General features: G+C 68.8%; 9 protein-coding genes and 3 pseudogenes. 6 read left to right on the top strand and 6 right to left on the bottom strand.

The window, feature by feature from the left end:
• Nucleotides 1-369 precede the first annotated feature (369 nt).
• On the top strand, nt 370-3,441 hold the full coding sequence (locus KYY02_RS28190) for an FAD-binding and (Fe-S)-binding domain-containing protein (RefSeq protein ID WP_371242759.1): 3,072 nt from the start codon (nt 370-372) through the stop codon (nt 3,439-3,441).
• A 920-nt stretch (nt 3,442-4,361) separates the two neighbouring features.
• Here KYY02_RS28190 and KYY02_RS28185 read toward each other — a convergent pair.
• Entirely contained in the window at nt 4,362-6,203 is a 1,842-nt protein-coding gene (locus KYY02_RS28185) for a glycoside hydrolase family 15 protein (protein ID WP_371242757.1), read from the bottom strand.
• A gap of 345 nt (nt 6,204-6,548) precedes the next feature.
• Between KYY02_RS28185 and KYY02_RS28180 the strand changes: the two are divergent.
• Both KYY02_RS28180 and KYY02_RS28175 read left to right on the top strand, forming a co-directional pair.
• Nucleotides 6,549-7,069: pseudogene (locus KYY02_RS28180) on the top strand (phosphoinositide-specific phospholipase C-related protein); the annotation flags it as partial.
• Between the two features lie 106 nt (nt 7,070-7,175).
• Nucleotides 7,176-7,619, top strand: a complete 444-nt coding sequence (locus KYY02_RS28175; RefSeq protein WP_371242755.1) for a YbhB/YbcL family Raf kinase inhibitor-like protein — start codon at nt 7,176-7,178, stop codon at nt 7,617-7,619.
• A 179-nt stretch (nt 7,620-7,798) separates the two neighbouring features.
• Here KYY02_RS28175 and KYY02_RS28170 read toward each other — a convergent pair whose 3' ends face one another.
• Together KYY02_RS28170 and KYY02_RS28165 are read right to left on the bottom strand one after the other, a co-directional pair.
• Entirely contained in the window at nt 7,799-8,866 is a 1,068-nt protein-coding gene (locus KYY02_RS28170; RefSeq protein ID WP_371242753.1) for an AI-2E family transporter, read from the bottom strand.
• A 117-nt stretch (nt 8,867-8,983) separates the two neighbouring features.
• Nucleotides 8,984-9,403 carry a PRC-barrel domain-containing protein gene (locus KYY02_RS28165; protein ID WP_371242750.1) on the bottom strand — a complete coding sequence of 140 codons (420 nt, stop codon included), beginning with the start codon at nt 9,401-9,403 and terminating at the stop codon, nt 8,984-8,986.
• Nucleotides 9,404-9,925: 522 nt separating this feature from the next.
• Here KYY02_RS28165 and ctaD point away from each other — a divergent pair.
• Complete coding sequence (gene ctaD, locus KYY02_RS28160; RefSeq protein WP_371242748.1) at nt 9,926-11,590, top strand: aa3-type cytochrome oxidase subunit I; 1,665 nt, start codon at nt 9,926-9,928, stop codon at nt 11,588-11,590.
• Between the two features lie 26 nt (nt 11,591-11,616).
• Nucleotides 11,617-12,006, top strand: coding sequence for an aa3-type cytochrome oxidase subunit IV (gene ctaF / locus KYY02_RS28155; protein WP_371242746.1), 390 nt, complete (start codon nt 11,617-11,619; stop codon nt 12,004-12,006).
• Here the strand turns inward: ctaF and qcrB are convergent.
• Complete coding sequence (qcrB, locus tag KYY02_RS28150; RefSeq protein ID WP_371242744.1) at nt 11,967-13,586, bottom strand: cytochrome bc1 complex cytochrome b subunit; 1,620 nt, start codon at nt 13,584-13,586, stop codon at nt 11,967-11,969. The genes ctaF and qcrB overlap by 40 nt on opposite strands.
• 326 nt (nt 13,587-13,912) lie before the next feature.
• Here qcrB and KYY02_RS28145 point away from each other — a divergent pair.
• Nucleotides 13,913-14,215 (top strand): annotated as a pseudogene (locus KYY02_RS28145) (four-helix bundle copper-binding protein); the annotation flags it as partial.
• Nucleotides 14,216-14,489: 274 nt separating this feature from the next.
• Here the strand turns inward: KYY02_RS28145 and KYY02_RS28140 are convergent.
• Together KYY02_RS28140 and KYY02_RS28135 are read right to left on the bottom strand one after the other, a co-directional pair.
• On the bottom strand, nt 14,490-15,599 hold the full coding sequence (locus tag KYY02_RS28140; RefSeq protein WP_371242742.1) for an enolase C-terminal domain-like protein: 1,110 nt from the start codon (nt 15,597-15,599) through the stop codon (nt 14,490-14,492).
• A gap of 17 nt (nt 15,600-15,616) precedes the next feature.
• Nucleotides 15,617-15,809: pseudogene (locus KYY02_RS28135) on the bottom strand (thiamine pyrophosphate-requiring protein); the annotation flags it as partial.

Raw genomic sequence — 15,809 nt, 5'->3', positions numbered from 1 at the left:
GGCCAGTCGCGGCAGAGCGCCGTCGTCCGCAGGGACGAACCGGCCCCAGCGGCGCTGCCTCCGGGCGGGCGCCCGGAGGCAGCGTGCTGAACGAGGGACCCGGTTTGTCGCCGAACGGGCGGGGATACCCGGCCCACGGGTGCGCGACGCGGCGTCCCGGGTGACGCCGGCGAGCCGGATGGCCCGGTTCGATGGGCGAGGGAGGGCCCTCCGGCCAAGCCGTACCGGTCGCGTCCGGCACATCGCCGGGGCCCCCGACCACCGGTGCGGTGTCCATCGCACCGAAAGAGCCCCCGGTGGGGCGTGGCACCAAGACGCCGGCCCCGAAGGAGACTGCCCGGTCAGATGTCCGTGAGTGGAAGGCAGCGCATGAACCCGGTCGATCTGCCCCCGCCTGTAGTCCGCCGGACCACCGCGCAGGTGGACGCCGAGGCTCTGCAACAGGACCTGCGTGCGCGTGTCGACGGCGAGGTCCGCTTCGACACGGGCACGTGTGCGGCGTATTCGACGGACGCCTCGAACTACCGGCAGGTGCCCATCGGGGTGATCATCCCGCGAACGGTGGAGGCGGCCGAGGAAGCGGTGGCGGTGTGCCGCAAGCATGACGCGCCCCTGTTGTCCCGCGGGGGCGGCACCAGCCTGGCCGGAGAGTGCTGCAACACCGCCGTCGTTCTCGACTGGAGCAAATACTGCGACAGGCTGGTGTCGGTCGATGCCGACAACCGGCGGTGCGTCGTCGAGCCGGGGATCGTGCTGGACGACCTCAACCGACAGCTCGCCGAGTACGGCCTGCAGTACGGGCCGAGGCCCGCCACCCACCCGAACTGCACCATCGGCGGGATGATCGGCAACAACTCGTGCGGATCGACGGCCCAGGCGTACGGCAAGGTCGTCGACAACCTGCACCGCCTTCAGGTGCTGACGTACGACGGGACCCGCATGTGGGTCGGCCGGACCGAGGCCGCCGAACTGGACCGGCTGGCATCCGGCGAAGGGCGGCAGGCCGAGCTGTACCGAGGGCTCGCGGCCCTGCGGGACCGGTACGCCGGCCTCGTCCGGGAACGCTTCCCCGACATCCCCCGCCGGGTGTCCGGCTACAACCTCGACTCGCTGCTGCCCGAACACGGCTTCGACGTGGCCGGGCTGCTGACCGGATCGGAGTCCACGCTCGTCACCGTCCTGCGCGCCGAACTGGAACTGGTACCCGTGCCCGCGCACAGGTCACTGGTGGTACTCGGCTACCGGGACATCTGCGAGGCCGCCGACCACGTACCGGCCGTGCTGGAACACAAGCCGCTGGCTCTGGAGGGCGTGGACCGCCGTCTGGTCCACTACCAGCGCAAGAAGGACCTGAACCCGGATGCCCTTACGAAGCTTCCCGAGGGACGGGCCTATCTGATGGTCCAGTTCCACGGTGACACCCGGGAGCAGGTGCGGGAGAAGACCACGGCGCTGATCGATGCGGCGTCAGGCGCGGCCGACCACACCTGGTACGACGATGAGCAGCAGATGCGCGAGCTGTGGCTGGTGCGCGAGTCCGGCCTGGGCGCGACGGCCCGCGTCCCAGGGGAGCCCGACGCATGGGAGGGGTGGGAGGACTCGGCCGTTCCGGTGGAACGCCTCGGTGATTACCTGCGCGACCTGAAGCGGATGTACGAAGAGTTCGGCTACGGGCAGCCCTCGGTGTACGGCCACTTCGGTCACGGATGTGTCCACACCCGCATTCCGTTCGACCTGGAATCCGCGGAGGGCGTGGCCCGGATGCGGGCCTTCGTGGAGAAGGCCGCCGACCTGGTCGTCGCCTACGGCGGGTCGCTGTCCGGCGAGCACGGCGACGGGCAGGCGCGGGGCGATCTGCTGGCAAAGATGTTCGGGCCCGAGCTGGTCGAGGGCTTCGAGCGGCTCAAGGGACTGCTCGACCCGGGCGACCGGATGAATCCGGGTAAGGTCGTGCGGCCCTACCGCTTGGACGAGAACCTGCGTCTGGGCGCGGGGTACCGTGCCTGGGAGCCGGACACCGCCTTCTCCTACCCGCACGACGACGGCAAGTTCAGTCGCGCCGCCGCCCGCTGCGTCGGCGTCGGCAAGTGCCGGTCCCTCGAGGGCGGCGTGATGTGCCCCAGTTACCGTGTCACCCGGGAGGAGGAGCACTCCACGCGCGGCCGGGCACGCCTGCTGTTCGAGATGGTCCGCAACGACTCCCCCGTCCCGTCCGACTGGCGCTCCCATGAGGTGCGCGACGCCCTCGATCTCTGCCTGGCCTGCAAGGGCTGCAAGACGGACTGCCCCGTCAACGTCGACATGGCCACCTACAAGGCCGAGTTCCTGCACCACCACTACGCGGGCCGGCTGCGCCCCCGCGCGCACTACTCGATGGGCTGGCTGCCCGCCGCGGCCCGTGTCGTCGCGCTCGCGCCCCGTACCGTCAACGCACTGATCTCCCTGCCCTGGGTGGCCCGCGCGGCAAAGACGCTCGGCGGCATCGCCCCCGAACGGGACCTGCCCCTCTTCGCCGAACAGCGCTTCACCGACTGGTGGCGCGAGCGGGGTGGACCGCGCGGTGACGGACGCCGGGGTGAGGTCGTGGTCTGGCCCGACACCTTCACCGACCACTTCCACCCCGCGATCGGCAAGGCAGCCGTGGAGGTCCTGGAGGCCGCGGGCTTCCGCGTCAAGGTGCCGCAGGCGGCGGTGTGCTGCGCGCTGACCTGGATCTCGACAGGCCAGCTCGGCATCGCCAAACGTGTCCTCGTCCACTCCATCGACGCACTGCGTGAGGACCTGCGCCGGGGCACACCCGTGGTGGGGCTGGAACCCAGCTGCACCGCCGTCTTCCGAGCCGACGCCCCTGAACTCCTCCCGAACGACCCGGACATCGAACGTCTGCGGGAGCAGACCCGAACCCTGGCCGAGCTGCTCGTGGAACGCGCCGAGGACTGGGACCCGCCCGCCGTCGACGCCCGCGCGCTGGTCCAGCGCCACTGCCACCAGTACGCCGTGATGGGCTTCGACGCCGACCGCGAGCTGCTGAAACGCGCGGGCGTCACCGCCGACGTGCTGGACGAGGGCTGCTGCGGGCTGGCCGGCAACTTCGGGTTCGAGAAGGGCCACTACGACGTCTCCATGGCGTGCGCGGAAGCGGGGCTGCTTCCGGCCGTACGGGAGGCGGACGCGACGACAGTCATCCTGGCGGACGGCTTCAGCTGCCGCACGCAGGTCGAACAGGCCGGCGCCGGGCGCCGCGCTCGGCACCTGGCCGAGGTCCTGGCCGCCGCGCTCCGGGGAGAAACCCCCGGACCCGAACGCCCGTCTCGCCCTGGTCCACGTGCTCTGCTGCGACCGGCCGCGATGGGAGGTGCGGCGGTCGGGGCACTGACTATGGCTCTGCTGCTCCGCAAGCGGCTCCAGGGACGCAGTCAGGGTCCAACAGCCGGACGCTGAGGTCCCACAGCGCGTTGCCGACGGCGGAAATGGCTCCGGCAGCGATTCCGGGGCGGCCGGCACCGCGCACCACGCGACGTCATTGACGGCGGGGGCGTCAAAGGCATCACGTCTCACGGCCACCGGAGCGAGATCTTGCATGATCCCATGGGTGGTGGACACCGGTCCACACGTCCATCCGGTGCCGGTTCACCCCCGGCGGTGACCTCTCCCGAGACGGGAGTGGTTGAGTCCCAGGTCAAAGTGGCCTCCCCGCTCGGGAGATCGGTAGGAACGTGATAGGCGGACGCGACGGGGCGCTCGGCGACGGGGCCGTCGCCGAGCGCCCCGGTGCCATCAGGGCCGCCTGACCGTCGGAGTCCCGCTCGACGCAGTACCGGCAGTACAGCAGCACCAGGGCCCCGACACCGGCAACAATCCACAGCCTCGGCAGGGAGGGTGTCCAGCCGCAGGTCGGCTGCCAGGCCGAGTGACGGAGCCCAGGACAGGGGCTGCCGGTAATCCCCGCCGTCCAGGAACCGTGCCGCGCGTGTACCGGCCCAGACCGCCGCGGCCAGCGGCACCAGGGCCGCCACGACCCACACGGCACGGCCGGGCCGGCGCTGCCACCGGGGGATCGCCGCCGCGCCCCCCGCATGCACGGCCAGCAGCAACAGCACCGCACCGACTCCTCAAGCGGGACCGGCCCGCCCGACACACGACCCTCCCGCTCGCTCCGAGCCCGGGCCGCCGCCGATCGACGGCCATGTGTTCCCGGTATCGCGCCCATCAATCCCAGGCGTGGGCCAGACGGGCGCACAGCCGGTCCGCCGGCAGCCGCGCGGCGGCACTCGCGGGGAACGGATCCGTTTGCCGGTCCCTCGGTTACGGAGCGATCGTGGCGGTCCTGGCATCTCGCCACGGCCGGTGAGACGGCCTGGTCAGGCGAACCAGGCCCCCGTGGAGAGCTCCGGGTGCGCCCCGCGTGCGGTACGGGCCAGGGCGACCGCGCTGGAGACGAGGCCGACATGGCTGATGGCCTGCGGAAAGTTACCGAGGAACGCCCCGTCCGACGGGTCGATCTGCTCCGGCAGCAGTCCCAGATGGTTGGCGCGCGAGCACAGGCTCTCGAACAGCTCGCCTGCCTGCTCGATGCGTCCCTGTCCTATGAGGTTGTCCACCAACCAGAAACTGCACAGCAGGAACGCTCCCTCCGGCTGATGGTCCACCCCGTCCGGTGAGCGCTCCGGCAGATAGCGGTAGAGCAGTCCGTCGCCCGCGTCCAGCTGGTCGGTGATCGCCCGGCAGGTCGCCACCATCTTGGGGTGGACCGCCGGGACCACCCGGCGCAGGGGCAGGGCGAGCAGGGAGGCGTCCAGCGCACTGCCCGCCCCCAGGTCCTCCGTCAGAGCGCGGACACGGTCGTCCCAGGCATGGCGGAGGATCCGCCCGGTCAAATGATGGGCCTGGCGGGCCCACCTGTCGGCGTCACCCGGCAGCTTCAGCCGACGCGCGAGCCTGGCGGCGCGGTCGAGGGCCACCTGGCACATGGCGGCGGAGTAGGTGAAGGGCCTGCCGGAGGTCCTGACTTCCCAGATGCCGTGGTCAGGGGTACGCCAGGCGTGCGCCGCTCGCTGGGCGAGACCGGCCAGCCACTGCCACAGCTGATCGTCGAAGGTTCCTCCGGTGGCGGCCCACTGGAAGGCGCAGTCCAGGATCTCCCCGTAGACGTCGTGCTGCGTCTGCTCGACGGCCGCGTTGCCCCAGCGCACGGGGACGGAGCCGCGGTAGCCCTCAAGACTCTCGTCCACGGTTTCCGGCGGAGGCAGATTGCCGTCCACGTCGTACAGGACCCGCGGCTGGTGGCTGTGACGGGCCGCCGTAAGGGCCCAGTCCAGAAAGCCGCCGGCTTCAGACGGCAGCCCGATGCGACGCAGGGCGAAGACGGTGAAGGCGGCGTCGCGGATCCACGAGTAGCGGTAGTCCCAGTTCCGGTTCCCCCCTATGTGCTCGGGAAGCGACGACGTGGGGGCCGCGATGATCGCCCCGTTCTCGACGTAGTCCAGCAGTTTCAGCGTCAGGGCGGATCGGCGCACGAGGCCGGAGTGCGGAACGTCCGCGACCACGAAGGAGGCCCAGCGTCGCCAGGCGCGGAGTGTGGCCTCGAGACCGGCATCGACTGAGGGATACGGGTCGGCAGAGGTGTCCCAGCGCAACCGCACGGCCAGTTCCTGCCCGGCGCGGAGCGCCAACGCGTACTCCGGCAGTGTCACGGAGGGCGAGGCACTCAGACGCAGACTGATGCCCTGCCGCCCGCAGTCGAGCAGCCACTCCTCACCACGACGCCGGACACGGGCGCCGCCGCGCGGTTCCAGACCGAGCTGGAGAGTGACCTCACCGTCGGTGACACGAGCCCGGCGCACCAGCTCTCCCGCCGCTGCAGGAGCGTCTTCCTCCAGCCGCGCGCCCGGCCGCAGCAGAAAGGCATCCGTGATCTCCACGATGCCGGTATCCGTGCGCAGCTCGGTGACCAAGACGGCCGTGTCGTCCACATAGCGCTGGCGGCTCTGGCGTACTCCCTGCGGCGCGAGCCGGAAGCGGCCCCCGTGCCGACGGTCGAGCAGCGAGCAGAACACGGGATCCGCATCGAAGCGCGGGACACACATGAAACTGATCTCCCCGTCGCGACCGACCAGGGCGCAACCGCGGCCATCACCGATCAGACCGTGATCCTCGATCGGAACGTAACCCGTTCGGCGGGTCAGTGGCTGCCAGGACGTCATGGGCGGGCAAGTACCCAAAATCCGCAGATCGATCAGCACCGCACTGCTCGCGGGAGTCGAGCGAGAGGCCGCGATATGTCAAAGGCCGCGGAACACCGACATGGCCAGGAGCTTCCTGACTGCGCTGGGACAACCGGCCACCAGGTACCACACCGAATCGTCGGCCGGGGGCGTGAGGCGAGCTGCGCGATCACGTGGCCGAACGACACACCGTTAGACGCGGCTGAACCTCGGCGTGCCCCACGGGCCGTCGTCCTGGTCCTGGATCTTGCTGAACAGCACTCGCAGCCGTGTCGCATGGAGATCGACTGCGACGGGAATGGGGCATGGTGCGGCTGGTTCGTCGACTGGGTACGCGCCCACCCCACAGAGGTCGTCGTCCTGATCGTGCAGGACGGGATCAGCCCGCAGGACACCCGCACCGCCTTCGGACAAGCGGGCCTGACAGACGTGCTCCACGAGCCGCATGAGGACCCGGACCCCACGTGGCCGAAGCCGAAGGACATGATCGGCAGTGGCAAGCGCCTCGTCGTCTCCGCGGAGAAGGCGCGGACGGGCCGGCACCGTGGTACCGCAACTTCCACCGGTACGGCACGGAGACCCCGTTCACCTTCCGCAGCCCCGAGGAAATCACCTGCGCGCCGAACCGCGGCGGCACCGGCAAACGACTCCTCCTGCTCAACCACTTCGTCACCGCCGACGGCGGACGGCGCCCGGACGCCGGCACCGTCAACTCCCACCAGCACATACTGCACCGGGCCCACGCCTGTGAACGGCAACGCGGCAGGCCGGTCGACTTCGTCGCCGTGGACTACGCAACGATCGCAGACGCACGCACAGCCGTGGCCGCCCTCACCACCGAACGCCTCCGGGAGAACGGCGCAGCAGCGATCAGGCAACTGCAGCGCGGCATGCATCGGTCACTGCCGCACCCGCTGTATAGGAACGGTCGACTCGGGTACCGAAGGCACCATGGACGACATCGATCTGCGCAGTCCCGCCTTCGTGAACCACGGACGTCTCCCCCGCCGCTGCGCGAAAAACGAAGGCAATGTCTCACCTCCTCTTTCCTGGTCCGACATCCCGGATGAGGCATCAGAACTGGCTCTTCTGTGCGAGAGCCTCGACGCGGCGCCCGGCAGTTGCCCGCTCTGGCTGGTGACCGGTATCGACCCACGCCGTACCGGACTGGACGCCGGGACCGGCGATCCGGGCAGCTACGAACACCGGAACGGGCACGGCGAGGATGGCTGGGGCGGACCCATCGCCTCGGACGATGAACCACGCCGCTACGCCTTCCGCCTCTACGCGCTCCCGGCCCCCGTGTCGTTGGGTCATGACGTGACGTCAGACGCCGCTCGGGAAGTGCTGGGCCGGCAGAGCATCAGCCAAGGGATCCTCGTGGGCCTGTACTGATCCGAAAAGGCCACGGGCGGACTGTGGCACGGCACCCGCACCCTCACGACGGAAAGTCGTCCCGCCCCACGGGCGGCCGGGCAGGAGCCGGGGTGAGCGTTTCAACGACTGCGCCGATCACCCGCGAGGCACCAAGCGCACGATGGTGAACCGTGGCGCAGTCAACATCCGGGCCGGCTCTACGAGTCCTCATCCGATCCGCCAGTGGGCGGCCCCCCGGCCCCCGCGTAGCGTGTACGCAGCTCGTGGACGGCGCCGAAGGCGGCGGCGGTGACCGGCACCGCGAGGAGCACTCCGACGATCCCGGCCACCGACGCCCCCGAGGTGAGCGCCACCAGGATCACCGCGGGGTGCATTCGCACGGTCCGGCTCTGGACCATCGGCTGGAGGATGTTCCCCTCGAGTACTTGGACCGCGAGCACCACCCCGAACACCCACAGCGCGATGACGAACCCTCGGTCGGCGAGCGCGACCAGCACGGCCGCGGTCCCGGAGACGAAGGCACCGAGGTAGGGGACGTAGGCGCCGATGAAGACGATCGCGCCGAGCCCGAAGGCCCCCGGCACACGCAGGATCAGCAGGCCGGCGGTGATGAAGACCGCGTCGATGAGCGCCACCACGGTGGTGCCCCGCATGAACCCCTCGACGCCCTCGAAAGCCCGCCGGGCCATCGCCTCCATCGTGTCCGCGCTGCCGCGCGGGACGAGTGAGCGCAGGGTGCCGACGGCCCGGTCGGAATCACGCAGGAACAAGAACACCAGCAACAGCGCCAGCACCGCCATGCCGAGGGCCTGGCCGACGACGCCGACCCCGGTGACCACACCGGAGGCGGCCGTCCCGCCGAACCTGCCCAGCAGGTCCAGGGCATCGGCGGCGAGATCCTCCAGCGAGGTGCCGGACGCACCGAACCGGTCGGCCAGCTCTCGCACAGTCCTCCGCAGCGAGGCGACGATCTGGTCCCAGGTGTCGACCAGCGCCACCGTGACCAGGTACACAGCCCCGCCGACCACAGCGAGCACGGCGACGCACGTGAGCCCGGCAGCGACAAACCGGTTCACCTTCGCCCTCAGGAGCCATCGGTGCACCGGGAGGAGCAGCGCGGTGCCGAGCAGAGCCAGCAGTACGGGAACGACAGCCGGCCGGAGCGCCACACAAACCTGGATCCCGATGTAGACGACCCCCGCCACCAACAAGATCACGACGCACCAGGCAGCAAGCCGACGGATCGGCTCCGGGAGTAGTTGCACGCGTCCACCGTACGCACCGGCTGCACAGTCCTGAGTGAACGCCGGGTCCGTGACAGTGCTCAGTCGGCGTACAGAACCTCACGGCGCTGGGGTGAGCAGAGGTCGCGCGCCCGGTGCTCACGGACGATAGGGAAAGCGCGGGGGAATGTAGCCGGTCCCCCAGAAGGGGGCGTAGCCGTAGTGGCTGTAGACCCGGTCGGAGTATTCGCGCTGGTCCACGAGTTCCGGATCGTACTCGGGCGCGTCGACGACGTCGTCCCGGGTGCGGTCTATGCGGACCTCGTCCTCGGTCACGGCGGCCACGGCGTCGACCGGGAGGTAGCTCTTCTTCTCGCCGATGCCGAGGAAGCCGCCGTACTCCATGAGCAGGAAGCGGACCTTGCGCTCCTCCTCGTCGATGATCAGGTCGCTCACCTTGCCGAGTTCGTTGCCGGAGCGATCGGCCACTTTCCGGCCCCGCACATCCTCGTCGGCGGAAGGGATCGTCTGCTGCGAATCGGAGAGCCTGGTCAGCACGGGAATGTCGCCGGATTTCATGGAGCCTCCCTCAGACTTCACCTGATGCCTGTACGGCCGGGACGGTCATGCTCGGGCATGCCGCTTTGCCCCAGTTCCCTCCCACCACCGCCCCATGCCTGGAGCCCGAAACCTGAATGCCCGGGGGAGCACGTGTCGAGGCCGATGACGGCCTGGAAACGGCTGAGGGGGGTCGGTCCAACTCGCCAAGGAGATACCCGAACCAGGACGAGGCCACCGCCTGGTCGAAGCCGAAGACGTCGTGCTGCTGCTGGTCGACCCGGGCCGCACCGCATCGCGCCCGGCATTCGCTCCGGCGGGGACCGAGCATCCGTCATTTCCCGGGTGACGGCACCGAGCCGTCATGTACCACGCCCGGCCGGGCCGACAACCACAGAGGGAGGAACTATGGCATTCTGGCTAATCCACTCATACCTCCGGTCAGGCACTGGTCGCGGCGAGGGGGGCGGGTGACACAGCGGCGAGAAGGCGGAGAGACGCGAGGGAGCGCCCGGTGAGCCCAGGTGAACTGCGGACCAGACCATGACCGGACTGACCGAAGGCCCCGCACAGGTCCACCGGCCTCAGGCCCCACCGCTCGGGCGGGCGCTGGTGCGCTGGACGCGGACTACCGATCACAAAGTCATCGGCAACCTCTACATGGTCACCGCGTTCGGCTTCTTTCTGCTGGGCGGAGTGCTGGCACTGTTGATGCGGGCTGAACTCGCACGTCCAGGGCTCCAGTTGGTGAACGCGCATCAGTACAATCAATGGTTCACCATTCACGGAACCGTCATGATGCTGCTCTTCGCGACACCGATGTTCGCCGGTTTCGCAAATGCCGTGATGCCGTTGCAGATCGGCGCGCCGGATGTGGCTTTCCCACGGATGAACGCCCTGTCGTACTGGATGTTCCTGTTCGGCGGCCTGATGGTGGTCAGCGGATTCCTGGTGCCGGGTGGGGCCGCGGCCTTCGGCTGGTTCGCCTACGCGCCGCTGAGCAATGCGGTGTTCAGCCCCGGCGTGGGCGGGGATCTTTGGGCGATGGGCCTCGTGGTGACCGGCGTCAGTACCACCTTGGGAGCGGTCAACTTCATCACCACCATCACCTGTCTACGCGCGCCGGGAATGACAATGTTCCGGATGCCGATCTTCACCTGGAACATCCTGTTCACCTCGATCCTCGTTCTCCTTTCCTTCCCGGTGCTGACGGCAGCGCTGCTGGCCCTGGAATCGGACCGGAAGTTCGGTTCGCACATCTATGACGCGGCGAACGGTGGAGCGATCCTGTGGCAACACCTGTTCTGGTTCTTCGGACACCCCGAGGTGTACATCGTCGCGCTGCCGTTCTTCGGCATCATCACCGAGGTTCTCCCCGTCTTCTCCAGAAAACCGATCTTCGGGTATCTCGGCCTCGTCGGCGCCACGATCGCCATCACGATGCTGTCTGCCGTCGTGTGGGCACATCACATGTTCGCCACGGGCGCGGTGCTGCTGCCGTTCTTCGCTGGGGCATCGTTCCTGATCGCCGTGCCGACCGGGGTGAAGTTCTTCAACTGGATCGGCATCATGCGCCACGGTTCCCTGTCCTTCGAGACACCCATGCTGTTCGCGATCGGCTTCCTGGTGTCCTTCCTGCTGGGAGGCCTGAGCGGGGTGATCATCGCGTCACCTCCTCTGGACTTCCACCTCACCGACAGCTATTTCATCGTCGCTCACCTGCATTACGTCCTCTTCGGTACCGTCGTCTTCGCGATGTTCGCCGGGTTCTACTTCTGGTGGCCGAAGTTCACCGGGAAAGTGCTTGACGAGCGACTCGGGAAGATCCACTTCTGGACGCTGTTCGTGGGTTTCCAGACGACGTTCCTGGTGCAACATTGGCTCGGTGAGATGGGGATGCCCCGACGCTACGCGGACTATCTGGCGGCCGACGGGTTCACCCTCCTCAACACCGTCGCGTCCATCGGTGCCTTCCTGCTCGGCCTTTCGACACTTCCCTTCCTCTACAACATCTGGAAGACGGCGCGATACGGGAAGAGGGTCGAGTCCGACGACCCCTGGGGATTCGGGCGCTCACTGGAGTGGGCGACCTCCTGCCCACCGCCGCGCCACAACTTCGTCGCCCTGCCGCGCATCCGCTCCGAATCGCCCGCCTTCGACCTGCACCACCCCGAGATCAAGCGGGAAGAGAAGAGGCGCCACGGATGAAAACGGAAGCCGTACTCTTCGCCGGTGTGGCGGCATTCTTCGCGGTCGCAGCCGGGAGCTACGGCTGGCTCGCGGCCGACCCCGCCGGAACCGCCGTCCTGATCGTGGCCTTTGCCATGGCGTCACTGGTGTCCTTCTTCCTCGCCGTCCAGTACCGGCGGCGTGGACGCCGACCGCAGGACCTCCGGGACGCCGAAGTGGCTCCGAGCACCGGCCCGGTGGAGTTCTTCCCGCCTGACAGCCCCTGGCCGCTCACCGTCGCGACCGGCTTCATCATCGTGGCACTGGGCGTTGTGTTCGGGCTGTGGCTGGTGCTGATCGGCATCGGAGTGCTGGGCCTGGGTGTCCTCGGCATGGTCCTCGAACACGCGGGCCGTCAGGACTCGGGGGAATCGTCCGCGGAGCGGTCGGCCTGAGGGGATCTCCGGGCGGCCGGCTCGATCGGGAACTCCTCTCCGACGTCCTCCGGGGGCAGTTGGGGTTGTGCGGAGGCCGCGTACCACGTGTGGAGCACTGCCCGCAGCCGTGTGATCTTGCCGGCGGAGACGCCGGGTTCCGGGGGCGGTGGCATCGGCATGCTCCCCCACTGCAGGACGTACCGGTCCTCGGCCTCGACGGGCCGGTGGGGCTCCGTGTAGCCGCCCGTGATCGTCTGCCGTACGTCGCCGGTCTCCACGCCCTCGGTGAGCCGTTCGTGTTCAGCCTCCCGCAGCGCCACGCAGACCCGCTTGGTCACCAGGAAGGCGAGCACCGGCAGCACGATCACCGCGATGCGCAGCACCCAGGTCAGCGCGTTCAGGGAGACGTGGAAGGTGAGTGCCACGATGTCGTTGCCGCCGGCCAGGAGCAGCAGCCCGTAGAAGACGATCCCCGCAACACCGAAACCGGTACGCACAGGCCGGTCCCGGGGCCGGTCGCACAGATGGTGCTCACGCCGGTCACCGGTCACCCACGCCTCGACGAAGGGATACGCGTACAGGACCGCGAAGAGCACAGTGGGCAGGACGACGGTCGGCAGCAGCACGTTCCACATCAGGGTGTGACCGGCGATCACTGTCTCCCACGGCGGGATCAGCCGCAGCGCGCCCTCCAGGAACCCGACGTACCAGTCGGGCTGCGAGCCGGTCGACACCAGGTCGGGGCGGTAGGGCCCCCACGCCCACACCGGGTTGATCTGGGCGACACCACCGAGCACCGCCAGGACGCCGAGCACCATAAGGAACAGACCGGTGGACGAGGCGGCGAAGTGAGGGAACATCGGTTTGCCGACGACGTTGCGGTTGGTCTTGCCGGGACCCGCCCACTGAGTGTGCTTCAGGTAGAACACCAGAATCAGGTGAACCGTCACCAGGGCGAGGAGCAGCCCCGGCAGCAGCAGGATATGCAGGGCGTAGAGCCGGCCGATGATCTCCTCACCGGGGAACTCGCCGCCGAAGGCGAACATCGCGGTATAGGTCCCGACGATCGGGATCGACAGCATGATGCCCTGGGCGATCCGCAGGCCCGCCCCGGAGAGCAGATCGTCGGGCAGCGAGTATCCGGCGAACCCCTCCGCGACGGCGAGCGCGAACAATGTGACACCGACCACCCAGTTCCCCTCACGGGGCTTGCGGAACGCACCGGTGAAGAAGATCCGCAGCATGTGCACCCCGATGGCCGCCACAAACACCAGAGCTGCCCAGTGGTGCATCTGGCGGATCAACAGTCCGCCCCGTACGTCGAAGCTGATGTCCACAGTGGAAGCGAACGCCTCCGACATCGGGATGCCGTCCAGTGGGGTGTACGAACCGTTGTAGACGACTTCCGCCATGGACGGCTTGAAGAACAGCGTGAGGTGGATGCCGGTCAGAATCAGGATGACAAGGCTGTAGAGGGCCAGCTCCCCCAAATAGAAGGACCAGTGGCCGGGGAAAGCCTTGCGCAGCAGCCCACCGGCCCCATCAACCGGCAGTCGTCCGTCCAGCGCAACTGCGGTCCTGGCCACCGCTCCTGTCATACCCTGTTTTACCGCGCGCGCCTTCAGGCGAGTTCGCCGGAAGAAGATCACAGGCCGCTCCCGCCGTCTCTTCGATGACGACCCACCATAGGGAAATATGCCGAAAGTATGACCGGCACGCGCCGGGTCGGCATCCGAATGAGTTACACCCGGAGTGGTCTGAAAGCCACCGACGCAACGGGCGTTCTGGCTCTCCCGTTCGATACTGCGGCCACCGGCCAACCACCGCGGCCACAGCGCGCAGGTGGTTTCCCGCTCCTTCCTCGGTGTTACACGTGCAGGGCGGCAACCACCACAACAGAGCCGATCAAATCCTGGAGGCATCCATGCCTACTGCGGTCAAGGACATGCTCGACACCTACCCCGCCGACCTGGGCGGCGTGGACCACGAGAAACTCGCCCGCTGTATCGAGGAGTGCATCGCCTGCGCGCAGGCGTGCACCGCGTGCGCGGACGCCTGCCTGTCGGAGGACATGGTCAGCGAGCTGACCAAGTGCATCCGCACCGACGCCGACTGCGCGGACATCTGCAACGCCACCGCCGCGGTGCTCTCCCGCCACACCGGCTACGACGCCAACATCACCCGCGCGATCCTCCAGGCGTGCGCCACCGTCTGCAAGGCATGCGCGGGAGGCGCCTGCCACGCCCGGATCTCGATGTCGATGAGAACGGGAGGCACCCGTCGGCATCCGGCAACGGCGCGGCAGCGGCTGCCACCTACGCCCATGGCCAGCGCTTTTGCCCTGAGCCCCGGTCCGGCGGCAGGCGCTTTCCCCTCGGTCAGCACCGAGGTGCTGACCGAAGTCATGAACATCCGGCGCGGGCACTGCCTCCCGAACTGCTGTCGAAACGCTGCTCTGCGACATGAGCAGAGCCACGAGTTGTCCTTCATCACGGATGCGGTCAGTTCGTGCGGTGGGGCTCGGCTGCCTGTTGGTTCCATTCCAGCCCGTGGCCGGGCTCGCCCGAGGCACCCGGGGCCACGGTGCCTCCCCGCGGATCGAGCGAGCCGTGGAACAGCACGTTCTCGATGCGGACGTGGTCGTGGAACCACTCCAGGTGGCGGATGTTGGGCACGGCCGCCGCGGCGTGTGCGTGCATGTGCGGGGCACAGTGTGCGGAGATGTGCAGGCCGTGCGCCTCCGCGACGGCTGCCGCCCGAAGCCACACAGTGATGCCACCGCACCGGGTCGCATCAGCCTGGAGACAGTCCACGGCACCGGCTGTGATCATCCTGGCGAAGTAGGGGAGGTCGTAGCCGTACTCGCCGGCGGCGACGTCAGCCCTCACGGCGGCGCGGACCTCGCACAGTCCGGCGAGGTCGTCCGACGAAACGGGCTCCTCAAACCAGGTGACACCGAACTCCGTCATGGCGGCCCCGACGCGGACGGCCTGCTTGCGGGTGTAGCCGCCGTTGGCGTCGACGTACAACTCCTTGTCGTCGCCCATGACCCGGCGGGCCCGTCGCACACGGTCCAGATCGCGCGGCTCACGGCTCCCCCAGGACTCGCCGATCTTGATCTTGACCCGGTCGATGCCCTGTTCGCCCCAGTCGCCGAGCTGTTGTACGAGCTGCTCGTCGTCGTAGGTGGTGAGGCCGCCGCTGCCGTACACCGCGACCTCGCGCCGGGCCGCGCCGAGCAGCCGCGCCAGCGGGAGGCCGAGCAACCGGGCCTTGAGGTCCCACAGCGCGTTGTCGACGGCCGAGATGCCTCCCGCCGCGATGCCGGGGCGTCCGGTGTTGCGTACGGCGCGGCTCATGACGTCGTTGGCGCCGGGTACGTCGAAGGCATCGTGTCCCGTGAGCAGCGGGGCGAGTTCCCCCGTGATGACGTGGGTGGTGGCGGGGGAACCGTAGGTCCAGCCGATGCCGCTGCGTCCGCCCGCGGTGACCTCGGCCAGCACGAGCGTGGTGGCGTCCCAGGTCAAGGTGGCGTCCCCGCCCGGCGGATCGGTGGGGACACGGTAGGCGGAGGCGGACAGGTGTTCCACGGCGGGCCCGTCGTGGAGCACGTGGGAAGGCGCTCTCCTCACGGATTCCCGCCGACGCTGTCGCCGGGTCCGGCGCCGGGGCGGTCGTGCCGGTGCCGGGTGCCGGGCAGCATCTCCTGCACCTTGGCCTTGAGACCCTGTTTGACCATGGAGCCGCGGTCGCTGTCGCCACGCAGGATCGCGGCGGCTGCGGCCTCGATCTGGTCGAGTTCGGCGTGCGGCGGGATCGGG

Source organism: Streptomyces pimonensis (genome assembly GCF_041380215.1).
Lineage (GTDB): Bacteria > Actinomycetota > Actinomycetes > Streptomycetales > Streptomycetaceae > Streptomyces > Streptomyces pimonensis.
Note: the sequence above shows the minus strand (reverse complement) of the source record. Positions and strands in the feature narration are given on the sequence as shown.

Coding starts and splice junctions, on each gene's coding strand:
- KYY02_RS28190 (WP_371242759.1), top strand. CDS start 370: ATGAACCCGGTCGATCTGCCCCCGCCTGTAGTCCGCCGGACCACCGCG.
- KYY02_RS28185 (WP_371242757.1), bottom strand. CDS start 6,203: ATGACGTCCTGGCAGCCACTGACCCGCCGAACGGGTTACGTTCCGATC.
- KYY02_RS28175 (WP_371242755.1), top strand. CDS start 7,176: ATGGACGACATCGATCTGCGCAGTCCCGCCTTCGTGAACCACGGACGT.
- KYY02_RS28165 (WP_371242750.1), bottom strand. CDS start 9,403: ATGAAATCCGGCGACATTCCCGTGCTGACCAGGCTCTCCGATTCGCAG.
- ctaD (WP_371242748.1), top strand. CDS start 9,926: ATGACCGGACTGACCGAAGGCCCCGCACAGGTCCACCGGCCTCAGGCC.
- qcrB (WP_371242744.1), bottom strand. CDS start 13,586: ATGACAGGAGCGGTGGCCAGGACCGCAGTTGCGCTGGACGGACGACTG.